Below are 21,218 nucleotides of genomic sequence, written 5' to 3'. Positions count from 1 at the left end.
GCGGCCATCACGACGAAAAGGGCGAAACAGGGCTTGCCGACTCCAAAAGCCGGTGCTAATCGCCCGCCTCACCCGCTGGCACCCACCCGGTCGCCAGCCGCCAGAGCGGGCGTAGCTCAGGGGTAGAGCACAACCTTGCCAAGGTTGGGGTCGAGGGTTCGAATCCCTTCGCCCGCTCCAGTTTTCCTTAGAAAATCAGTCACTTAGTGTCGCGCGGTCAGCGCGTTTTGTGGTGACACGGGCAATGACCCACCGCATTGTCTCCACAATGTCTCCAAAAAATATCGCAGATACGGATAGGCGCGGCAGCTTTCGCGTGGCCAGTCTGTCTCGCGCGCGGCATGCGCCGCGCCAGTCCGCGGGCCCGGCGCGCTACGCCCGCTGGCCCATAGAGTGAGAGGGGAACGGGGAAACCCGTGACGGGCAAGGGCTTGGAGAGAGGCTCCGGGCGCTCGTCGCGGAGATTTGCCATGACCCACCCTATCCAAGCGGCGCCCGCCGATCACGCGCCGGGCTACAAGGTCGATATCTCGCGCGGTCAGCGCATTGGCCGCGTTTCATCCGAATGGTTCTCGCGCCCCGAGGACGAGCGCTACCTTTCCTTGAACGAGCTTTTTGACGCGGTCCGCGCGCGTGCCGAGGCCGCAACGGCCCGGACAGTCGAGACGCGCGCGATCCGCGTCGAGGCCGCCACCGACAATCCGGAGCGGCTCACCCTCCTGCTTCCTGACCGCGACGCGCCTGTGGCGCCGACCCATTGGTCCTTCGGCCAGCTCTGCAGCCTTGTGGGCGCACCTTCGGGCTATTTGCGCCAGCTGCCTGCGGCCCTGGCGGGGATCAACATGCAGCACGGGTTGCTCGCGCATCGCGGCGAGTTGGTGAAAACCCTGGAGACGGGCGACGGCCGCACCGAACTGCGTGCCGTCACCGGCCCGGATTATGGGCGCATCTGGGACCATGAGCTGGTATCTGCAGTCATGAAGATCGCGGGCAATGGAACGGGCGACACGCGCTGGAAAGTGCCGGGCATGCTCGACTGGTCGACGATGCGTCACAATCCATTGGTCGACGTCACAAAGGACACGACGACGCTCTATGCGAGCGACCGCGACGTGTTTCTCTTTCTCGTCGACGATACGAACCCGATCGAGGCGGGGCGACTGCCCAACGGGGATCCCGATCTCTTCTTTCGCGGCTTCTATTGCTGGAACAGCGAAGTCGGATCGAAAACGCTCGGCATGGCGACCTTCTACCTCCGAGCTGTTTGCATGAACCGGAATATCTGGGGTGCGGAAGGCTTCGAGGAAATCAGCATCCGCCACAGCAAATTCGCCGCTGGACGATTCGCGCAGGAGGCTGCGCCAGCGCTTGAGCGCTTCGCGTCGTCTTCGCCGGGTTCATTCCTGGATGGAATCAAGGCGTCTCGGGCTGCCATCGTCGCACGCGACGCCGACGAGCGACAGAATTTCCTCCGCAAGCGGGGTTTCTCGAAAGGCGAGACCGAGAAGATCATCGCCACCGTCCTTCAAGAAGAAGGACATCCGCCATCGTCGATCTTCGATTTCGTGCAGGGCATCAATGCTGTGGCCCGGGATCGCCCGCATCAGGACGCGCGGCTGGAGTTTGAAGGAAAGGGAGCAAAATTGCTCGCGTCGGTGCGCTGATCCGGCGTCGACTTTCGGTTCGGCGCAGCCCTCTTCCCTAGAGGAAGAGGGCTGCGCCGGAGCCATGGCGGGTTGAAAGCCGGGAGAGAGTCTCGCGGCGGCCCGTCATGGAGACGAGTCATGACGAAACATGCGAAGATCACGCTCAGTGGCGCGCGGGACATCCCGTTCAGTGCCCTCATGCTGAGCCAGGCCAATGTGCGGCGCGTCAAGGCGGGTGTGTCGATCGACGGCCTTGCGGCCGACATCGAACGGCGCGGCCTGCTCCAGAGCCTGACGGTTCGGGCGCAGCGCGACGAAGAAGGCAACGAGACGGGGCGCTTCGAAGTCCCTGCCGGCGGGCGCCGCTTTCGGGCGCTGCAACAGCTCGTGAAGCAGCGTCGCATGGCCAAGACGGAGCCGGTGCCCTGCATCGTGCGCGACGATGACGCCGTGTCGGCCGAGGAAGATTCGCTGGCCGAAAATGTCCATCGCGAGCCTTTGCACCCGCTCGACCAGTTCCGCGCAATGCAGAAGCTCGTCGAGCAGGGCAGCGACATCGAAACCGTGGCGGCGATCTTCATGGTCACCCCGGCGGTCGTGAAGCAGCGCCTCAAGCTCGCCGACGTGTCGCCGAAGCTGCACGGCATCTACGCTGAGGACGGCATGACGCTCGATCAGCTGATGGCCTTCTCGGTCGATATAGAACCAGTTTGAGGCTTTAATTTCTCGATCGCCTCTCCGACGCGCCGCATCGTGTCGCGTGCTTCGAGCGCAGCATGGGGGTCGGGGCCGGCGATATCTTCATCCTCGAAACTATGGTGCTGGGATGTCTGGCGCGCCGTGTCTGTACGCGCCCGATCGGTGAGCAGGTTGCGGGCGGTGCTGACGAGATAGGCCCCGGGCTTTTCGATCAGCGCCAGCTTCCCGCCCTTCGCCATGGCAAGCCGCCGAAAGCATTCCTGGACGAGATCGCCGAGATCCTGCTTCGGCGCACGGCGGCGCAGATAGCGTGCGAGCGCCGGCTGATGCGCATTGTAGATCGCTTCCATGCTGGCGGTCTGGCCAAAGCCCGTCCAGTCGGACGGCGGCACGGGATCGCCGCTGTTCAAGGCGTGCGCGCGGTTCTGTTCCTCGTCGAAATCCATGTCCATCGCCTCCGGTCGGACCGGAAAGCGGGATGCCGGGAGGTAAGAACATACTCGGAAAAATATGCGCCGCCGCCTTTAGCCCGAAGGCCTGGACATACGCGTCGGCCACCCGGCAACGGATGGGAATATCATAAAGGCCCGAGCAGAATTCTTACGTTCCGGCACCGCGCGCCTTCTGGCCCGGTGCATGGTAAGCATAGCCGGACGTAACGTCAGGGCAAGCCCGCGCCACGCAATTGGGTCCAGATTGAGTTTTTTTGGCTGGACACCTCGATTTGTCGCGTGAGGCTATGATTTGCCTTTGCCCAACTGGCCCTATTCCCTGTTGCGCTGCAAAGCGGTCATGGATTTGATCGTATCATTACCCTATGTGGGCATCATCGCACCCGCCCGGCCTCTGTTCGTAAGGACATGCACACTGGGCGGGTCTTTTTTTGGCATAGCGGACGTATGAGGATGACGCGCTAACGTCCGCGATAGGGCTCGCAAGCGATCCCGTCGCCGTCGCCGTCCATTTCCGGCCGGTAACCGGGATGACCTCGGCGAAGCGGAGCCGCACCCGCCGCCCAGGCTTCCTTGCAATTGCGGAAATAGGCTCCGGTCGGCCTCGGCCCTGGCACACGGACTGGCGCCGCGTCTCGCGAAAGGCCCGGCGTTCGGCGCCCCGGCCTCGGACGCGCTGCGCGATAGTCCGCCGGAATCTGGAACGTGCCGGCCCACACCCCGAGACCGGCAGCGCGGGCGCGAGCCTCGGCAGCAACATAGCGGTCGCTGAAATGCGGCAGGGCGACCGCAAGCCCCGCATCGACTATCGCGCCACCGAGATCGACCGAACCCGCGCGGCATGTGGCGACGATCCGGCCATAATCGTCGATATCCTTCTGCTCGCACACGACCGATGTTCCAGCGACGAGGGTCGCGAGCTTCGACGCGGCTTGTTTTCCGCAAGGCCAGGACGCGCCGCCACGTTCGCAATTCTGCGCCAACTCGGGCGCATCGACCCCGAAGAGTCGCACCGAAATTCCGCTGAGGTCGAGCGAATCGCCGTCGGCCGCGCGGGCCGGGCCGCTGACCTGCTGCGCCGAGGCAGGAAGGGCGAAAAGAAGCAAGGCGGCGGTGATCGTCAGTCTCATGCGCTGCCCATAGCGTGATCCGGTGAGCAAATCCTTGCCGTCCATCTCCATTCCGGCACGCCCGGAGCCAGCCGGTGCAGGTCCGGCGAGATGAATGGCGCGCCCGTGCGCGCAACGGCGCCGCACCGCCTTTTTCCCCGGCCGCAGGCGGCCTCCTCGCGGGCGCTTCGCGCGCAAAAAGCCGGTGTGGCGCCGTCCTTCGCTGGTGCTCCGGCCCTTCAGGTGCGCGAGCGGGCCTGACGCCATTCCCTGGCCGCCGGTGCCCCGGGGATGGCCCCGGGCTTCGAAGGAGCAATATCATGGCGGCAATCGGTCTTGTCAGCGGAACGAACGAGAAGGGCTTTGTGGGCCAGCTCGCGACGATCTCGATCCGCGTCCCCGTCGAAATCCGCCCCAACCCGAGCAAGAACGGCGAGGTGCAGCCCGATTATCGCGTCTGGTCGGGCGGCGTCGAATGCGGCGCGGGGTGGCTCCGTCGCAGCGAGGCGTCGGGCAAACTCTATGTCTCGCTGACCCTCGAAGCGCCTGAGTTCGGGCCCCGGCGCATCTATGCCAATCTCGGCCGCGCTGCAGGGCAGGACAATCCCGACGTCTATGCGCTGCTGTGGAATCCCGTAGATTGACCGCCGTCGGCGGCACCCTCGCGCGTGGTTCAATCTCGGCGTGCAAGGGTGTCGCCACCTTGTTAGGGTGACCGCAATGCGCAGCAGTCTCGATCATCTCCCTCCGCACAAACAGCGCGAACTCGAACGCATCGTCCAGATCGTCTTCGAAGAATTCGAGGATGCGCTGGCGCTCGCCACACAGGACTGGAAGCGCAAGGGGCGGATTTCGAAGATCATACTCTACGGCAGCTATGCGCGCGGCGGCTGGGTCGACGAGCCGCATACCGCCAAGGGCTATCAGTCGGACTATGACCTGCTGATCATCGTGAATGACGACCGGCTAACCGACCGCGTCGAATATTGGTCGAAGCTCGACGATCGGCTGATCCGCGAGCTGTCGGTCACGAAAACATTGCGCACGCCGGTGAACTTCATCGTCCATAGCAACGGCGAGGTGAACGCCGGGCTGTCGCAGGGCCGCTATTTCTTCATGGACGTCGCGCGTGACGGGATCGCGATTTATCAGGCGGTCGATGATGAATTGCCGGAGCCGCAACCGAAAACGCCGCATGCGGCGCTGGAAATGGCGCGGGAATATTTCGACGGGTGGTATCCCAGCGGCGGGGAGTTTTTCGAAACAGCATCATTCGCAAGGCAGCGCGGATGGACCAAAAAGGCCGCGTTTCTTCTGCATCAGTCGGTTGAAAGCTATTACCACTGCGCTTTGCTAGTCTGTTCATTTTACACGCCGCACGTCCATAATCTGGCGTTCTTGAGGACGCAGGCAGAGCGGCTCGATACGCGGCTGATCGTCGCTTGGCCGCGCGAGACGAAGGCTGACCGGTCGCGCTTCGAGAAGCTGAAAGAAGCCTACATCAAGGCCCGATATTCGAAACATTATCGGATTTCTGAGGACGAACTGACTTGGCTCGGCGCCCGCGTCGAGGCTCTCGCCGCGATTGTGGAGAGCATCTGCAGCGAGCGTATTGCACAGCTAGAGGAGACGGCACGCGCCGCAGGATAGTTGGAGCATGCGACTGCTTCGCGCCTAATGTCGGCCGTTGCGACCGTTGAACAGCGATGCCCTGAAGCAGACATCCAGTTTGCTCCGCGTTGTAGTTGCAGATACGCATGCTTGGTGGGTAAATGATTGGAGATCGGGTGCAGATGCTTAACCCGATGAGGCGGCGGTGCACCAACCCATGCAATTACAGTTCGACCAAGATATTGGGCGATTGCAAGGTTACCTGCCCCGGTTTGTCGCCATGATCGGGGTAAAAGCGTGGGACAAACGCGCCGCCGCACTTGTGCAGCAGGCGCGCGGAACGGCGTTCCAGTCGTACGTGATCCAACGTTATCATTGGCTCGAACTCGAAATTGCCCATCTTAGGCGATGGCGACGGAAGGCCGGCGGGCTGTCTGCTAGAATGGAAAGTGCGACCAGTACTTCTGCCCTTCAATTCGCCGCGGCTTGCGTTGAAGTCGATCAGAATTTGACGCACCGCGGGCGTGCTGAATTTCGCGGACGTCTTCGCGATGCGTTGAAATCAGATTGCGGATTTGCGCCGATTTATCTCGAGGTGCTCCATGCCATCGGACTTTCGAGCCATGGGTTTGATATAGATCTTCCTGATCTCGAAAAGAACGCTCGCTTTGACGTTGCTGGCGAGCGAAATGGCTGTGTCTTCGCAGTGGAGTGCAAGCACGTCAGTGCAGACGCTGGACGACGGATCCACCAAAAAGATTTCTACCGAATAATCGATGATCTCTACGATACCTTGGTGCCGCCCGGCAGCACCACGGCAATCCCCGCGGTGATTTTGGTTACGCTCGACGATCGCCTATCCGCCGCGGATTCGGCTCGGCGTGACCTGGTCAGGGCAATTAGACAGATATCGGTCGAACCACTTGGATCTAAGGTCCGGGGCACATCCTTTGAAGTGTCGAAAGTCAGCTATGCTGAACATTTTGGATTGGAGCCAATTACCGATCAAAAGCTGTTCCAAGAGCGCGCTCAAAAATCCTTCGGCGCAGATTGCCATGCTGTGACCACTGCAGATCGGTATGCCGGTCTGACGATTGTGATGCGGAGCTTGGTTGGTGACGATCACACGAAGCCGCAACTTGACGCGCTGAAGGCTGCCGCTCGCCAACTTCCATCTGACAGGCCAGCGTTCGTGGCCCTTCAGTTCGACGACCTCGATTTTTCAGAGCTATTCTACCCTCATGTCGCTGAGCGGCTGAACGTGGTTGCGAACTACTTCTTTGCGACGCGTGAATCGTGTCACATCGGGGCCGTGCTATTCAGCGCCTACCGACCTTCGATGAGCGTCGATCCGGTCAATCAGTGGAACCCCATGGTTATATGTTGGAACCCAGCCTTTAACGAAGAGTGGAAGGTAGGATTGCCGTTTCAGGGAACGATCGATCCGGATGTGGCGCGATCAATCTCAGATGCAACACGTCCCCGAATAGCCAGCGCCGCTGAGTTCAACAGGTTGCCTTCTAGCGCTTCTTTTCGCCGCAGGGCGGCGAGGCGCCGGAAATAACGTTGCGCGTCACACCGACGTCCACTGGCCAGATTTATGACATCACCTGCGCGATCCTCGCCATAAGCGCTTCGTTCATAACGCAATTAGTTCTTCGTTGACAATTCCGACAAGGCGGCCCATTCTTGTTCGATAATCGAACATGAGGTCTGTCATGACTACGGACATCGAAGAGTTACGAAGGCAGTTCAGGGAAAAGTCGACTAGGCTTGTGCAGGAATTGCAGGCTTGGTTCGAAGAGGAGACGGCACCTATTGACGGCTCTCCGCCGCCCGCGCCTGCTGGCGCAGGCGGTTCGATTGTCGGAATGCGGCCAGCGATAGATTCCAAGCGAGTAGTCGATGCCGCCCGAGTAACGCGCGCCGTCTTGGAAATGGAGCTACCTCCGGAGATCATCAAGCGCGGGGGCTACGAGAGTTGCGAGGAGATGATCAACGACCTGATCCCGAAACTGGAACGGGTCTATACCGGTGAATTGAAAGTCAAAAAGCGCCGGCAGGCCAAAGTCGCCGAGCCCGCATGAGGAATGCCCAATGAGTGACGAAATCGACAATGGGGGAGGCATTGGTGATCGCCTTCGCTCTGCGCGGGAATTCTTGGAATTAACCCAAGAGGAAGCGGCAATGGCCGTTGGCATATCGCGCTCGGCGTTGTCGCTCATTGAGCACGGTCGCAGAAAAGTTGACTCGGAGGAATTGACCAGGTTTGCGAGAATTTACGGTCAATCGGTGGATGCGTTGGCCGGGGTTTCGGCACTCCCCCCGTTGCCTGAGAGTGTAAAGGCGCTTGCCCGCGCGGCGACCGAACTGTCCGCAAACGATCGCGACGAACTCTTGCGATTTGCCGAATTTCTACAGGCTCGTTCTCCTAAGGTCGACGGAAATGGCTAGGTCTGCCGCGGCCGCCGTACGCCTTGAAGCCGTCGCTGCTGCAAACAGGCTGCACGCCGATCTCGACCTGCGTCGCCGCGTCATTGAAGGAGCCGGTTTCGTCGACGTCTTCGAGGCAATCGGGGATTTGGACATTCCGCTGGTTTTCAAACCCCTCGATTCCGCACTCGGCCTATGCCTGCCTGCTCCACTACGTGGAATAATGGTCACAACGCGGCGGGGTTTGCATATTCAGCGGTTTACGGCCGCTCATGAACTAGGCCACGACACCTTGGGCCACGAAGGGAGCGTCGATCAAGAGATTCTCGAACGCGGTCCAAATGAGCCTTTCGAAGGTAGAGATTTGCGCGAGGTAGCCGCGGACGCCTTTGCGGCAGAATTCGTGCTTCCGCGCTGGTTGTACCGTCATCATATTCAGGCGCAGGGCTGGACATTGGCGCATGACTTCCGCCTTCCCGAAACTGTCTATCAGTTGTCTTTGCGAATGGCCGCAAGTTACGAAGCGACGTGCTGGGGGCTGCTGAGTCACCAGATCCTTCCTTACGAACAAGTCCGAGCGCTGAGCCGTGCAAAGCTCGGCGACTTGAAGGCAGGCCTCGGTGAAGGCCACAAACCTCAAGATTCTTGGTCCGATGTCTGGAGAGTGACCGAGCGAGACAGCGGCGCCACGTTGCTCGGCAATCCCGACGACTTGCTGCGCATCGAGCTGGAGGAATCTCCGAGCAGTGGCCGACGTTGGGGTGTCGACTCTCTCGATGCTGACGATTGGGAGTTGCTCGCTGACCATTCGCAGTTTCAGACCTCGCCAGTAATGTACGGTGCGCCCTCGAAGCGTGTCATTGTCGCTCGCCCGAGGCACGGCGGGCTCGGTCGCGTGGAGTTAAATGAAGGTCAGCCATGGGCGCAAGGCGCGCTTGACGAGCATTCTTTCGAGATTGCTATCTCGCTTCAGGGGCCGGAACAGCCCGGTCTTTCGCGAAGCGATCGGCAGCGTTTGGGATTGAACCCGTGATCCAAGCGCACTTAGATTTACGACCTGTGTTCCTGGCGGTTCGATGCCAAGGCAACCGGCCAACATGCCTCGCCTTTGCAACTTCTGCTGCCAATGAAAATTTTGCGAGCGTCGATGAGCATCTTTCTGTCGAGTATCTCTATTTTCATGCCGTTTCTCGGACTCCAGGAGCGAGCCCGCATGCGGGTACGACAATGGAGGCCGCTGCTGAGGCGCTTTTGGACGAAGGCCAACCAGTGGAGGATCACTGGCCCTACCTTGACTCGATTCCTATTAACTGGACACCGCCTGCATTGACGGCAGAACCCTTTCGAGGTGCGTTGCGGGTTGGCAGACTATCATTCGACGAGATCATAGCCGAACTCGATGCGGAGCGGCCCGTCGTCCTCGGCATGTTGATTACTGATGCCTTCTATGTGCCAGATCCAGAAGGTCGCGTTGTTGGTTCCGCGGGTGATATTGTGAGGGGAGGGCATGCTCTCCTTGCGATCGGACATGGCACAGATCGAGAATCGCGTTTCCTCTTGGTGCGGAACAGCTGGGGCGTCGCTTGGGGGTCAAATGGCCATGCGTGGCTGGGACAGGACTATGTTGAACACCATCTGCATCAAACTGCCGAAATTGTAACGAGGTAGAAATGGAACTCATTAAGGGACGAACGATTCCTGAAGTGTGGCTGAAGGCCGCGCAGTATGTCGACGGTTGTCCTCACCACGAGGATTTTGACGTTTTTCTCCATGTGAGTGAGCCTACGGTTCTCGAGGCCGAGGATCGCTCCATCTATGAGATCGTTGACGGATTTCTGAAGCAGCACGGTGCCTACAGCATTCATACGGTCGCAGAGACGATTTTTCCTCTCGACGAGTATATGCGAGGTGGGCCCGAGGCGGTGTTCGAGACATATCCACCGCGCATCAAGGCAATCCACGCCGTGCGGGACGATAAAAACTGGGGTACTTACGCTTATCGTCTGTTACGACAGAAGGATCGCGATGGTACGATTTACAACCCGTTGAAGGATATGGTCGCCAAGATTCGCAACCATGGAAAATATACAGCATCGTTTGAACTCGGGATGGGCCATCCGCTGGAAGAAGACATTCCGATTTACGAAGGAGGAACCGATCGTCGGCGCCTCTACGGTGGACCGTGCCTCAGTCACCTCAGCATCAAGGTCCACGACGGAGCGATCCGTCTGAACGCTACCTATCGGTCCCATTATTATGTTAGGCGGTTGTTCGGGAATCTCGTCGGGCTCGGCAGACTCCTGTATTTTCTCGCGTCCGAGACGGGATTGGCGATTGGAGGACTAACGATCAATTCGACGTACGCGAAGATCGATCGAGGAGATGGTGGGAGTTGCGGAGGTCATTGGACCAAGCGCGATGTCGATGATTTGATCGCACGTTGCGCGCGGGTTCATGAGATTCAGGAACAAGAGGACGCATAAACGTGACTGACGTGGCAGAATTTCTGCGAGAGCTACAGTGGCACCAACTGGTCCATGATGGCGACTATCATCCCGATATCGCTTCGATGCCGCCGGCGACGCGGATGAAGCATTTTGCGCTGCATATGGCCAAATATGCAGCCTACCTGCTTGATGCAGACGAACGCGGTGACGCGACCCTGGCTCAGCGGGCGATGGTAGATTCGTTCGCGATCATTCTCGCGATCGCCAATACTGTAGGCCAAGATTTGTCGCGCGACCTAGCAGGGCGCAACTTCGATGACCGCGGCATCGTCGATGGGGTAGCGATGCCGGCATGGCGATCCTTTGTGAAAGAAACTGGCGCATTGGCTAAGGCATGTGAATCACTCGATCACATCGAAGATTTGCCATTCAAAGTTTTAATGAAGCAGTCCAATGCCGCTTTAGCTGCGGTCGTCCTTCACTGGGCCGGGCAGGTCGATCTCGACATTGTTCAGGCGTACAAAGTGCGGCTACGCGACGTTGAAAAACGCTCGCCATTTGACGAGTTTATCCAGCGGCGCCAATCGGCAAGAAATGACAATGTTCTGGGGTAAGAAGAAGCTCGCTCGGGAGCTCCCGAAACTCGTTACAAACTTCGATGCGAAGTGTCTGGACGGCGCTTCATATCGTCTCAGCGTGGGCGAGGAAGTGTACGTTTCGCCCACCGGTCAACCCGGCGACCCGCGCAACAAAGCGAAAACCCAGCTTGCCCCTGGAGCCGGATTTACAGTTCCGCCCGGCCAATTCGGTTTCATCTTGACCGAAGAAGAAATTGAAGTCCCTGCGGATGCGCTCGCCTTCATTTCAATCCGCGCTGGCTACAAATTTTCCGGGCTGGTCAATGTCTCTGGTTTTCACGTTGACCCAGGGTTCAAGGGCAAATTGCTCTTCTCGGTATTCAATGCGGGACCCAACAACGTACATTTGTCACGCAACGAACAGTGCTTCCTTATCTGGTATGCTGATGTGGCGGAGGCAGGGCCCGCGCAGGTCAAAGCCGGGTATGCCAATATCCCTTCCCAGCTTACAGGGCCGCTCGCAGCTGGAATCCAGTCTTTTGCGGGACTAGAAGGCAAGATCAGCGAGACAGAGAAGAAGCTTTCCGACCGCGTAACTGCGCTTGAGCGCGAACAAGCCGTGCTCAAATGGGGCTTGGGTTTGGCGGCGGGTATCGTGTTGACCCTCGGGCTAAAACAGTGCGGGATTGATCGTCCAGCCGACCGACCAGGCACTGCAGCGGTCGCCAAGACGGGTCAAGATGCGACGAATGCGGCCGCCGCTGACCGGAATGGCTTGACGAAGCCGAACTGACCGGAGAGAGCGAGCGCCGTCCGGATCGGACCCTGCCGCGCGCATCCCGATACGAATGTGGACAGCAATGTCTGGTCGCTCTGTCTGTTCCGGGATCCGATGAAACATACCGAAGTCTTTGATTTGTACTGGCAATTTGCAGCCGAGCGACAGCGGATCTATTTTCGCCGCCAATCTGATGCCTTCGGACCCTGGACAGATGATCCAATTCTGGCGTCCTATCGATTCACAAACAGCTATCGGGCAAGCGACCGCGTTAGCCAGTATCTTATCAGAGAGGTCCAGTATCGGCCTGATCGGCCTAGCACGCCAGACGAGCTGTTCTTCCGGACCATTCTCTTCAAAATATTCAACAGGATCGACACTTGGGAGGCGCTTGAGGCAGCGCTCGGGCCGCTGTCATGGGCCGACGTAGACCTAGATCGGATATGCGATACGCTAGACAAGCTGATGAACTCAGGGCGACGCATATATTCGGCGGCCTACATTATGCCCTCGCCGCGTTACGGCCATGCTCGCAAACATGCCAACCATCTGGCGCTCATCGCACATATGATGGAGCAGCGGCTTCCGCAGCGGTTGCAGCAATTGCCTTCACTCGAAGCTGTATATGAATCGTTGCTCCGTTGGTCGGGCATTGGGCGGTTTCTCGCCTTCCAATACGCCGTCGATCTCAATTATTCCGAGCTGATCGACCACGACGAGGCAAGTTTTGTCGTGGCAGGGCCTGGTGCGCTTGATGGTTTGGCTAAGTGCTTTGAGAGCATCGGCCGCGAAGATCCCGGGGCCATTATCCATTGGATATGCAATCAGCAGGAGAGCGCGTTCGCGGCTCGCGAGATCAGTTTTCCAACACTGTACGGGCGCCGATTGCAGCCGATTGACTGCCAAAACTTGCTATGTGAAATTTCGAAATATACTCGTGTATCGCATCCGCAATTTGCGGGCATCAGCGGGCGGACCCGTATCAAGCAGAGTTTCCGGGCCACAACTACGCCCGCTCCTGCGCCGATGTATCCGCCGAAGTGGAGACTCGATGTGGCCAAGGCTCAATTTGAAGGGCCAGCGTATCACGCTGGTAAGCTGAGTCTCTTCGCATGACGGCGGGTGTGCCATCATCGTCCAATGATGGTCTGGGTACTCCGCCCGCAACCGATCCGCCGGGAGAATCGGCGAGTGAATCGAGTCCGACCAAACCCGAGGAATATTGGCCGATCCGCGGTAGCGCTTTGATTCTCACTATCGTCGCATGCGCGTCGGCAATTATCGGCATTAAGGTCATTGTTTGCCGCTTGTCGAATGATCAGCTCTTCGCACTAGTTCAGGCACATGCTCCTGCAATTGTCGGCATTCCCGCAGCCGCGTTGTTTAGCTTGGCCATCGTGTCCGCGGCACGAAGCATTGGGGGTGCTGCGAAAATAAGTATCGCGGGCTTGCGTGCCGAAGGAGCCACTGCGACCGTCGTACTGTGGATTGCAGCCTTCCTAACATTTGTTCTGGCTATCCGGGCTCTGTGGTAGGCTTGTGCTGATCGGCGTCGGCATCGACATTCTTCAGATCGAACGAGTTCGACGTTCATTGAGGCGATTCGGACGCGGCTATCTCGAAGAGACGTGCTCTGACGAAGAGATTTCTCGCCTCCACGTTCCTGCAAATTTGACCGACGAAGCATTCTATGCGCGAGCCTTCTGCGCCAAAGAAGCGTGCGCAAAGGCGCTTGGAACTGGGATCGACGGTGCAGTCCATTGGCACGATATTTTAGTTGATCAATCCACTTCTCCGCCGACGATTGCGTTAGAGGGCGGCGCAATAGAAAGGCTGGCAGATATCACCCCTTCGGGCTTTCGACCTGCGATCACCGTTGATGTTGGGAGCAGAAATGGGCTGGCGCAAGCCGTTGTCATGATCACGGCTGCGCTCCAAGACTAGTCAGCCGGACTATGCGTTGAAACCCTTTGATACTGACTGGATGTCAAACGGCGTTCAAAAGGGACCCCCGATCGGCGTCGAAGAGGGACCCCCTTTTCGGATAATATGATGCTGGTTTGTTGAAGATGGCCTTGCGCTGCGTGCGGCGGAGGGCGGGCGTAGCCCGACCGGAGGCGCGCGCAGCGCAAGATAGATTTTTGAAGGCGCCGAAGGTGGCTGTCAGCTGCGGTTTTTGAAGCGCCAGCTGTCGTTGCCCGTCTCGACGATATCGCAGTGGTGGGTGACGCGGTCGAGCAGCGCCGTGGTCATCTTGGGATCGCCGAACACGGTCGGCCATTCGCCGAAGGCGAGGTTCGTGGTGATGATGACGCTGGTCCGCTCATAAAGCTTGCTGATGAGGTGGAACAGCAACTGCCCTCCCCGAGCGGGCGAACGGCAGATAACCGAGCTCGTCGAGCACGATCAGGTCGAGCCGCGACAGCTGCGCCGCCAGGGTCCCGCCTTTGCCGATCCGGGTCTCCTCTTCGAGGCGTGTCACCAGATCGACGGTGTTGAAGTAGCGGGCGCGAGCGCCCCTTCGCACGACATTGGCGGTGATCGCGATGGCGAGGTGGGTCTTGCCTGTCCCCGTGCCGCCGACCAGCACGATATTGCGGCGAGGCGGTAGGAAGGAGCCGTCGTGAAGGGAGCGGATCATCTCCTCATTGATCGGGGTGCCCTCGAAGCTGAACCGCTCCAGGTCCTTCACCACGGGCAGCCTGGCAGCCGTCATGCGATAACGGATGGAGGCCGCATCCCGGTGGGTCGCCTCGGCGCGGAGCAGGTCGGTCAGTATCTCCATGGTGGTGCGCTTGCGCTGGAGGCCGGTAGTGACCGCCTCGTCGAACGCCGCCGCCATGCCCTTGAGCCCGAGGCCGCGCATCGTACCGATCATATCATGCCGCTGCATCATAGCCTCGCAGCAGATCATAGCGGGCACAGTCGGCGAGCGGAGGATGCTGCAGCATCCGGTCTTCCGAAGTGACGATGCTGTGGGGTGTCGCCGGCTCGCGGCGCCGGGAGAGGATGTTGAGGATCAGCTCGTCGCTGGCCGTTCCGTTCGCCAACGCTTCGCGCACGGCAGCCTCTACCGGCTCCAGGCCATCGGTGAGCACCGCCGAGAGGACCCGCACGAACCTGCGATCGGCCTCGTCCCCGGTGCCGAGCCTTCGCCGTAATCGATGCAACGCGGGCGGCAGATCCCAGTCCTGGAACGGCGCCCCGTTACGGAGCGCGCCGGGCTTGTGCGCGAGGACCGGCAGATAATGCCAAGGATCGTAGATGGTGCGGTTCCGACCGAAGTGGCGCTCATGCTCCCCGACGATCTCTTCGCCGCAACGGATGACGATACGATCGGCATAGGCACGCACCTGCACGGTCCGGCGCGCGGCCGTCGACATGACCGAGTAGCGGTTCCGATCGAAGCTGATGAGGCAGGTGCCGGTGACGGCATGCTCGCTCTCATGGAAGCCGTCGAACGGTGCCAGGATCGGCTGCAGGGCCGGTCGTTCCATCTCCAGCGCCTCGGCGACGGTGATGTCGCTGCGCTCGGGGTGGGCGTGATGCTCGGCCCAGCGTCGGCACTCCGCCTCCAGCCACCCGTTGAGCTCGGCCAGGCTGGCGAACCGAAGCCGCGGCTGGAAGAAGCGGCCCCGGATCGTCTGGACTTGCTGCTCAACCTGGCCCTTCTCCCATCCCGCTGCTGGTGAGCAGGCCGTCGGCTCGACCATGTAATGATCGGTCATGATCAGGAAGCGGCGGTTGAACACGCGCTCCTTGCCGGTGAACACGCTCGTCACCGCCGTCTTCATATTATCGTAGATACCGCGCCGGGGCACGCCGCCGAAGAAAGCGAACGCCCGAGCATGGGCATCGAACAGCATCTCCTGGCTCTCACGCGGATAGGCCCGGACATAAGGCGTGCGCGATGCGCAGAGACGAGCGTGCGCAACCTTTATCCGCATCGGCTTGCCGGCGATCTCCACATCCTCATGGCTCCAGTCGAACTGGTAGGCCTCGCCGGGCTGGAAGGTCATCGGGATGAACGCCGGTGCACCTTCGCCGGCATCCTTCCGACGCGCAGCACGCCAGCGCGCCGCATAGCGGCGCACCGCGTCATAGGAACCTTCGAACCCTTCACGCGCAAGCAGATCATGGATACGCGTCATCCGCAGCCGGTCGCGGCGACCTCGCGCCTCGTTCTCCTCGAGAAGCACATCGAGCCGTTCCTGATAGGGGCCAATCCGCGGTAAAGGCTGGACTTTGCGCTGATAGTTGAACGCCGCCTCCGGCGACCGGATCGCTTTGCGGACGACCTTCCGCGACAAACGAAGGTCACGAGCGATCGCCTTGATCGCCTTACCCGCTGCATGCTCACGCCGAATCCGAACCACTGTCTCCACGATCAACATCCCGTTCTCGCCAACTGATCAAAACCAGTCGGCCGACTAAATCCCCGGGATGAAGGGGTCCTTTTTGCACGCCGATCACCCCACGAAGGGGGTGCCTATTGCACGCCGATCCTCAGACTGGACCCCAATTGGGAGTCGCCGAGCGTCATAAGATCGAGATACCGGTCGCGACTTCGAAGCGCATGAGGCCAGGGTTTCCAAAGAAATGGTTGTAACCGGGACGCGGTGTAGGAGCCCCGTCCAGAAAGCGTGCAGGCTGGCACTTCCAGCCTCGACTATGCGGTCGAAGCTCGCCCCGCGGCATCCATGCAATCATAAGGGGCGCCGCGGCGCTCTCTGATGTGAAGTAGGGAATTGCGAGGATCATTTCGTCGTGAAACGCGGAGAGCTTTCCAACGTAACCATACGCCGCTTTGTTGGTTTTCCCATCGGTTGCGTATTTGCCTTTGACTTGCACGGGTCGAATGACGGTCGATGCTTCTAGCGGCCTGCTTATAATCATGTCGAAGCCGCGATCTCGGCGTGGAAAGTAGACGTCCCATCCTGCGTCGGCCAGCACGCCCGCAACATACATTTCGGCGAAGTAGTCCCGTGTGTCGGGGGCGCCTTTCAGCAAACTATCAGCGGTATCTTCGTTCACTTGGATCCCCCCTTGGCGGACGACCTCGCAACGGGCCTCAAATTTTCTGTACCGCCTCGTCGCCGGGGCCGGCGTGCACCCACAGCTCGATGGGAGCTAGTTGCTCGGAGCTTTGCATCATTCGAGCTATCTGTTCGGCCTTGTGATCGGAGCGATAGCCATAGATCAAATAGATTGCGCGCGCGTAGCCAATGTCCGTGACGAACTGCGACAGCTTCCTCAGGTCTTGCCAAATTTCGCTTGGCGCAGCCTTTTCAGATTTGACCTCAATAATCGCATGGTTTCCATCCATGTCTCCTGGGGTGTGGATCAGAAAGTCCGGCTTCGCATAGTCGGCGCCCTTGGCTCGCAGGAGAGGGTGGCCGCCCTTGTCAATCTCGCCATTAAGCCAGAACGGGCAATTCTCTGGCCAGCGGGAGCGCATCTGATGGTATAGTTCGTAGCAATACACGCGTTCTCGATAAACCGGATCGCCACCGTCGATTGGGAGACGAAAATAAGGCTCATCAACGGAGCCCGTTGCTTCCCGAAAAATCTGATCCAGTTCTTCCATTCCCAATCCGCCAACTAATCTTTGTTTCGGAAGCTACCTTTTATCCAGTTCAAGCCAAACCGCATTTTGAGCGCCCAGGGCTTCGAGCATCGTCCTCAGCTCCCGGCGATCTCCGAATTGGCCGTTGGGTACTTTGCGCTTGTCGCCGATCGAACACTTGAGCACACGTTCGAAGAACTCTGCATTTCCGAACGGCGCCATGCTTCCTCGCTCTATATCTGGCGATCGAGCGACTTTGATGCCCGTTTTGTCATACAGCCACACGACAGATCCCTTCTTGGTGATTAGGTTCATGCGGCGACATTGTTCCACGAGGTCGTTTCGAGCGATTTTGTCGAGGCGCTTCGCTTGAATGAGCACCCCCTTGGAAGTTGTACTCCCTATGGCGTCTTCAATCTCGACCGCCAGATAAAGATCGGTCCCCATCGGCTTTTCCAAGCTCTTGGATCCGTGAGAGGTGACCGTCTCGGTGATTACGCGGATTCCATAGCCTCCCAGAGTCTTACCGTCGAATCTATCCTCTAGGCGTTGGCCCACGCGGGACGTAATATCAGGCTCCTCGACGAGGCCCGTCATCCTGTCCCTCACAAGCTCATCGAGCGCTCTACCTATTGCATCCGAGATGATTTTCCGAGCTTCGAGGTCTTTGATCACGCGCTATCTTTCCACAATTGCATTTGCTTTGCCGCTCTTGGACGGTGAATGACAAATCAGTAGGCAAACGCCAAGTATTTGCGGGCTCGCCTTTCTACTGAATTCAAACAACCAAGTTGTCTTCGTGAGCTCTCGGAAGAGCCATGCGCCGCCTTATTTCACCATTGGTCGGTTCCGCAAGCGAGAGAAACCGCCGTTCGCTGGAATTTTTGACAGCCACGAGTTGCGCGCCGCGACCTCACGACGGGATAGACAGCGGACGCATCTAGCTCACCATACGGTCGATCAGCCGTGCCAACCGTACACGGTTTGTCGGAGTGTGTTGCGTGCGTTGTAAATAGCTTTAGCTTTGTTTTGCCTCGCGGAGGCTTAGTAGGTAAATCTCCTCCACGCAGGCGGATTTCGAGGACGCAAGGGCGAAATGATCGAAGATATCAAAGTTACCCAAACGGCTAGTTATTCTGCTGAAGGGCAAAATTTAACCGGATTGCGTGCGCTCAACTTTATCTACGGTGCCAACGGGTCGGGGAAGACTACGCTTTCGCGCCTGATCGGTCAGCCCGAAGATTATCCGAATTGCTCCATCACTTGGCGAAATGGTGCCCCGATTGCGAGCCTGTCTACAATTCGGACTTCGTTGAACGCAACTTCGCGACGACCATCCCCGGTATCTTCACGCTCGGCGAGGAGAATGTCGAAACGCTAGCGCAGATCGATGGGCTCAAGGTGCAGGAAGCAGGTTTTCGCGACGACATCGCAAATCGTCGGAACTCGCTCCAGGGAGCCGACGGACGATCTGGGAAGATCGGCGAACTGGCCGCGCATCGCGATGATATCCAGCAGCAGTGCTGGGCGGCGAAAGGGCTACATGACGCCCATTTCAAGGCTGCGTTCACGGGGCTGCGGAACAATGCTTCCAACTTCTGCGACCGCATGCTTAAGGAGTTTGCGGAGAATGTGGCCGAGCTTCATGGTCTCGAAGACCTGAAAGCACGCGCCGCCGTCGTGTTCGACGAGACGCTCTCGAGCCTGCCGTTGCTCCCCGCCGTGAATCCTGCCGATCTCGTCGCCGGCGAGAACAACCCCATCCTTGCGAAGAAGATCATTGGCGCCGGAGATGTCGATATCGCCGCCATCGTGAACCGCCTCGGGAGCAGCGACTGGATTAAGGCGGGCATCGGCTACTTCACCCAGACCGATCCGCATTGTCCTTTCTGCCAGCAGACGGTCGATGCGGAGACGACCGCCCGGCTCAAAGGATTTTTCGATGAAAGCTATGATCGCGACATCTCGCTGATCGATCAGGCCGGCGAAAGCTACCGGGCCGCGGCCGGAGGTTTTGTGGAGGCGCTGGAGACGATTCTCGCGGAGCAGACCCGCCACGTCGATGTGGCCGCGCTGCAATCGCTGGTGGAGCGGGCCAAGGCGCGCCTCGGCGCCAACATTCAGAGTCTGGCGCGAAAGCGCAGCGAGCCGAGTTCGGTCGTTGCCCTAGAGGACAACAGAGGCCTCTTCGACGAGATCGCGGCCTGCCTTGCGGACGGCGCGACGAAGATCGCACGCCACAACGAGATGGTCGCCAACCAGGCGAACGAGAGCGAACGGATCATCGCCGAGATCTGGAAATTTATTGTCGAGGAGAACCGCGGGGTTCTCGTCGCCTATCACGCGAACAAGACCGCGTGCGACGCCGCGATCGCGGGCCTGAACGCGAGTATCCGCGAGCGGGAGGGGCGTCAGTCCGAGACGCTCCAGGCTTTGCGGGCGCTCGAGGCCGGGATCACCAGCGTCGAGCCCACCGTGACCGAGATCAACGCACTCCTGCGATCGTTCGGCTTTCGGGGTTTCAAGCTCGCGACCGCCGGTGAGCACAATAATCTCTACGAGATCCAGCGGCTCGATGGCAGCGATGCGAAGCGAACGCTCAGCGAAGGCGAGCGAACCTTTATCGCCTTCCTCTATTTCTATCATCTGATCAGGGGCAGCCAGTCCGCCACAGGGATGACGGACGACAGGGTCGTCGTGATCGATGATCCGGTGTCCAGTCTCGACAGCGACGTGCTGTTCATCGTCAGCAGCCTGATCAAACGCGTGTTCGAGCTTTGCCGGTCGGGGGGGCAGATCAAGCAGGTCTTCATCCTCACGCACAACATCTACTTCCACAAGGAGGTCTCGTTCGATCCGAACCGTTCGGCTGTGCAGTGCCGAAACGACGAGAGCTTCTGGATCGTGCGGAAGCGCGACGATGTCTCCGTGGTCGAGAACCATCCCGCCAACCCGATCAAGACCTCTTATGAGCTGCTCTGGGGCGAGGTGAAAAATGAAAATCGCTCGCGGATGACGATCCAGAACACCTTGCGACGTATCTTGGAGAATTACTTCAAGATTCTCGGCAATCTGGACAAGGACGATATTTGCGCGCGCTTCGAAGGGCGTGACAAGATCATCTGCAACTCGCTTTTCTCATGGGTGAACGATGGGTCGCACAGCGCGCATGACGATCTGTACCTGTCGGCGGACGATGCCGTCGTCGATGCCTACCTCGATGTGTTCCGCCGGATATTCGAAGTGACGCAGCATGGCGCTCATTATCGCATGATGATGGGAGAGGCCGCGCATGCCGTCGACGGCCAAGTGATACCAGCGCCCGCCGGTGAAGCGGTCGCTTGAGGCGCTTAGCCGTCAAACAGCTTGAGGAACCCTGATTAAGCCGGGAGTATTAACGGCTGGCCGGTTGACATCGACATGCGTCGACTTCTTGCCATATTCGTCGGGCGGCCCGGACGCTGCGAAGAGGCGCGGCGGGCGTAGCAGTGAATGTCCGCTATTCTGAGTTATCGCTTAGGACCGGACCGTCTCCAAACGGCCAATTGCCGTCAAACGAAAGGTTTGAACTGGTATCGAACTGACCGGAAAAAAGACGCCCGCCCGATCGAAACCGTGCGGGCGTCAGATGAAGATCTCTGATTTCCTGAAAGGAAGAGCTCTCCTGGGTCGCACGGCGCGGATAACGTCGCAGCCCGATCGATAATTGTACGGCAGCGCCAAAAGATGTCTCGGAGCGAGATCAGCCGTCACGGTTCGCTTTTTTCGGCCAGAATCCGGACGGTCACCAAGCGGCTAGGTTTCCAAGTGAGCGCGGTATCTGATGGGCGCACTCTGGCCTCGGCAGGCTCGGCCAGGGGTCGCGCTGATGTTGGGCCGCGCGGCGCACTCGGCTCGCT

At 59.3% G+C, this 21,218-nt stretch carries 20 protein-coding genes, 1 tRNA gene and 3 pseudogenes; 17 read left to right on the top strand and 7 right to left on the bottom strand.

All coding sequences use genetic code 11. The features are described 5' to 3' along the window. Window positions 1-105 precede the first annotated feature (105 nt). From HEQ22_RS13890 to HEQ22_RS13880, 3 genes and pseudogenes are all read left to right on the top strand, one after another. Window positions 106-180: transfer RNA gene (locus tag HEQ22_RS13890), tRNA-Gly, on the top strand. 290 nt (window positions 181-470) lie between these two features. Beyond that, window positions 471-1,664 carry a DUF932 domain-containing protein gene (locus HEQ22_RS13885; protein ID WP_432768436.1) on the top strand — a complete coding sequence of 398 codons (1,194 nt, stop codon included), beginning with the start codon at window positions 471-473 and terminating at the stop codon, window positions 1,662-1,664. Between the two features lie 120 nt (window positions 1,665-1,784). Beyond that, a pseudogene (locus HEQ22_RS13880) lies at window positions 1,785-2,342 on the top strand (ParB/RepB/Spo0J family partition protein); the annotation flags it as partial. Here HEQ22_RS13880 and HEQ22_RS13875 read toward each other — a convergent pair. Together HEQ22_RS13875 and HEQ22_RS13870 are read right to left on the bottom strand one after the other, a co-directional pair. Further along, window positions 2,321-2,695, bottom strand: coding sequence for an RNA polymerase sigma factor (locus HEQ22_RS13875; RefSeq protein ID WP_432770886.1), 375 nt, complete (start codon window positions 2,693-2,695; stop codon window positions 2,321-2,323). The pseudogene HEQ22_RS13880 and the gene HEQ22_RS13875 overlap by 22 nt on opposite strands. Before the next feature lie 563 nt (window positions 2,696-3,258). Next, entirely contained in the window at window positions 3,259-3,978 is a 720-nt protein-coding gene (locus tag HEQ22_RS13870; RefSeq protein WP_432768435.1) for a thermonuclease family protein, read from the bottom strand. Between the two features lie 248 nt (window positions 3,979-4,226). Between HEQ22_RS13870 and HEQ22_RS13865 the strand changes: the two genes are divergently transcribed. From HEQ22_RS13865 to HEQ22_RS13810, 12 genes are all read left to right on the top strand, one after another. Beyond that, window positions 4,227-4,550, top strand: coding sequence for a DUF736 domain-containing protein (locus HEQ22_RS13865; RefSeq protein ID WP_432768434.1), 324 nt, complete (start codon window positions 4,227-4,229; stop codon window positions 4,548-4,550). A 76-nt stretch (window positions 4,551-4,626) separates the two neighbouring features. After that, window positions 4,627-5,556: a HEPN domain-containing protein gene (locus HEQ22_RS13860; RefSeq protein ID WP_432768433.1), complete on the top strand. Its 930-nt coding sequence runs from the start codon at window positions 4,627-4,629 to the stop codon at window positions 5,554-5,556. Between the two features lie 178 nt (window positions 5,557-5,734). Continuing rightward, window positions 5,735-7,081: a hypothetical protein gene (locus tag HEQ22_RS13855; RefSeq protein ID WP_432768432.1), complete on the top strand. Its 1,347-nt coding sequence runs from the start codon at window positions 5,735-5,737 to the stop codon at window positions 7,079-7,081. Between the two features lie 154 nt (window positions 7,082-7,235). Then, complete coding sequence (locus HEQ22_RS13850) at window positions 7,236-7,604, top strand: hypothetical protein (protein WP_432768431.1); 369 nt, start codon at window positions 7,236-7,238, stop codon at window positions 7,602-7,604. A 10-nt stretch (window positions 7,605-7,614) separates the two neighbouring features. Continuing rightward, window positions 7,615-7,971 (top strand): helix-turn-helix domain-containing protein, encoded by a 357-nt coding sequence (locus HEQ22_RS13845; protein WP_432768430.1) that lies wholly within the window; start codon window positions 7,615-7,617, stop codon window positions 7,969-7,971. After that, the gene (locus HEQ22_RS13840; protein WP_432768429.1) at window positions 7,964-8,983 is read left to right on the top strand and encodes an ImmA/IrrE family metallo-endopeptidase; all 1,020 of its coding nucleotides are present in this window, start codon (window positions 7,964-7,966) and stop codon (window positions 8,981-8,983) included. Before HEQ22_RS13845 ends, HEQ22_RS13840 begins: the two co-directional genes overlap by 8 nt. Further along, complete coding sequence (locus tag HEQ22_RS13835) at window positions 8,980-9,618, top strand: C1 family peptidase (RefSeq protein WP_432768428.1); 639 nt, start codon at window positions 8,980-8,982, stop codon at window positions 9,616-9,618. The genes HEQ22_RS13840 and HEQ22_RS13835 overlap by 4 nt, the downstream gene beginning before the upstream one ends. Before the next feature lie 2 nt (window positions 9,619-9,620). Next, window positions 9,621-10,433 (top strand): hypothetical protein, encoded by an 813-nt coding sequence (locus HEQ22_RS13830; RefSeq protein ID WP_432768427.1) that lies wholly within the window; start codon window positions 9,621-9,623, stop codon window positions 10,431-10,433. Window positions 10,434-10,444: 11 nt separating this feature from the next. Next, window positions 10,445-11,011 (top strand): hypothetical protein, encoded by a 567-nt coding sequence (locus HEQ22_RS13825; RefSeq protein ID WP_432768426.1) that lies wholly within the window; start codon window positions 10,445-10,447, stop codon window positions 11,009-11,011. Further along, the gene (locus tag HEQ22_RS13820; protein WP_432768425.1) at window positions 10,998-11,768 is read left to right on the top strand and encodes a dCTP deaminase domain-containing protein; all 771 of its coding nucleotides are present in this window, start codon (window positions 10,998-11,000) and stop codon (window positions 11,766-11,768) included. Before HEQ22_RS13825 ends, HEQ22_RS13820 begins: the two co-directional genes overlap by 14 nt. Before the next feature lie 99 nt (window positions 11,769-11,867). Continuing rightward, window positions 11,868-12,869, top strand: a complete 1,002-nt coding sequence (locus tag HEQ22_RS13815; RefSeq protein WP_432768424.1) for a nucleotide kinase domain-containing protein — start codon at window positions 11,868-11,870, stop codon at window positions 12,867-12,869. A gap of 423 nt (window positions 12,870-13,292) precedes the next feature. After that, complete coding sequence (locus HEQ22_RS13810) at window positions 13,293-13,697, top strand: holo-ACP synthase (RefSeq protein ID WP_432768423.1); 405 nt, start codon at window positions 13,293-13,295, stop codon at window positions 13,695-13,697. Between the two features lie 219 nt (window positions 13,698-13,916). Here the strand turns inward: HEQ22_RS13810 and istB are convergent. From istB to HEQ22_RS13785, 5 genes and pseudogenes are all read right to left on the bottom strand, one after another. Beyond that, a pseudogene (gene istB / locus HEQ22_RS13805) lies at window positions 13,917-14,646 on the bottom strand (IS21-like element helper ATPase IstB). Further along, a complete protein-coding gene (gene istA / locus HEQ22_RS13800) occupies window positions 14,633-16,147 on the bottom strand; it encodes an IS21 family transposase (protein ID WP_068878314.1) in 1,515 nt (504 codons plus the stop codon). Before istA ends, istB begins: the two are co-directional and overlap by 14 nt. A 145-nt stretch (window positions 16,148-16,292) precedes the next feature. After that, on the bottom strand, window positions 16,293-16,787 hold the full coding sequence (locus HEQ22_RS13795; RefSeq protein WP_432768422.1) for a hypothetical protein: 495 nt from the start codon (window positions 16,785-16,787) through the stop codon (window positions 16,293-16,295). A 37-nt stretch (window positions 16,788-16,824) separates the two neighbouring features. Further along, window positions 16,825-17,340, bottom strand: coding sequence for a hypothetical protein (locus HEQ22_RS13790; RefSeq protein ID WP_432768421.1), 516 nt, complete (start codon window positions 17,338-17,340; stop codon window positions 16,825-16,827). Window positions 17,341-17,373: 33 nt separating this feature from the next. After that, window positions 17,374-17,994 carry a hypothetical protein gene (locus HEQ22_RS13785; RefSeq protein WP_432768420.1) on the bottom strand — a complete coding sequence of 207 codons (621 nt, stop codon included), beginning with the start codon at window positions 17,992-17,994 and terminating at the stop codon, window positions 17,374-17,376. A 421-nt stretch (window positions 17,995-18,415) separates the two neighbouring features. Here HEQ22_RS13785 and HEQ22_RS13780 point away from each other — a divergent pair. Beyond that, window positions 18,416-18,541 (top strand): annotated as a pseudogene (locus HEQ22_RS13780) (AAA family ATPase); the annotation flags it as partial. A gap of 29 nt (window positions 18,542-18,570) precedes the next feature. Next, window positions 18,571-20,664 (top strand): AAA family ATPase, encoded by a 2,094-nt coding sequence (locus tag HEQ22_RS13775; protein WP_432768419.1) that lies wholly within the window; start codon window positions 18,571-18,573, stop codon window positions 20,662-20,664. Window positions 20,665-21,218 lie beyond the last annotated feature (554 nt).

The sequence above is a fragment of the Sphingopyxis sp. genome (assembly GCF_050916055.1).
GTDB lineage: Bacteria > Pseudomonadota > Alphaproteobacteria > Sphingomonadales > Sphingomonadaceae > Sphingopyxis.
This window is presented reverse-complemented; position numbering and strand designations above follow the sequence as displayed.

Bases quoted from the DNA above. Each gene is read 5' to 3' on its own strand.
- HEQ22_RS13850 (WP_432768431.1), top strand. From the start codon at position 7,236: ATGACTACGGACATCGAAGAGTTACGAAGGCAGTTCAGGGAAAAGTCG.
- HEQ22_RS13885 (WP_432768436.1), top strand. From the start codon at position 471: ATGACCCACCCTATCCAAGCGGCGCCCGCCGATCACGCGCCGGGCTAC.
- HEQ22_RS13840 (WP_432768429.1), top strand. From the start codon at position 7,964: ATGGCTAGGTCTGCCGCGGCCGCCGTACGCCTTGAAGCCGTCGCTGCT.
- HEQ22_RS13865 (WP_432768434.1), top strand. From the start codon at position 4,227: ATGGCGGCAATCGGTCTTGTCAGCGGAACGAACGAGAAGGGCTTTGTG.
- HEQ22_RS13860 (WP_432768433.1), top strand. From the start codon at position 4,627: ATGCGCAGCAGTCTCGATCATCTCCCTCCGCACAAACAGCGCGAACTC.
- HEQ22_RS13845 (WP_432768430.1), top strand. From the start codon at position 7,615: ATGAGTGACGAAATCGACAATGGGGGAGGCATTGGTGATCGCCTTCGC.
- HEQ22_RS13830 (WP_432768427.1), top strand. From the start codon at position 9,621: ATGGAACTCATTAAGGGACGAACGATTCCTGAAGTGTGGCTGAAGGCC.
- istA (WP_068878314.1), bottom strand. From the start codon at position 16,147: ATGTTGATCGTGGAGACAGTGGTTCGGATTCGGCGTGAGCATGCAGCG.
- HEQ22_RS13855 (WP_432768432.1), top strand. From the start codon at position 5,735: ATGCAATTACAGTTCGACCAAGATATTGGGCGATTGCAAGGTTACCTG.
- HEQ22_RS13815 (WP_432768424.1), top strand. From the start codon at position 11,868: ATGAAACATACCGAAGTCTTTGATTTGTACTGGCAATTTGCAGCCGAG.
- HEQ22_RS13875 (WP_432770886.1), bottom strand. From the start codon at position 2,695: ATGGAAGCGATCTACAATGCGCATCAGCCGGCGCTCGCACGCTATCTG.
- HEQ22_RS13790 (WP_432768421.1), bottom strand. From the start codon at position 17,340: ATGGAAGAACTGGATCAGATTTTTCGGGAAGCAACGGGCTCCGTTGAT.
- HEQ22_RS13870 (WP_432768435.1), bottom strand. From the start codon at position 3,978: ATGGAGATGGACGGCAAGGATTTGCTCACCGGATCACGCTATGGGCAG.
- HEQ22_RS13820 (WP_432768425.1), top strand. From the start codon at position 10,998: ATGTTCTGGGGTAAGAAGAAGCTCGCTCGGGAGCTCCCGAAACTCGTT.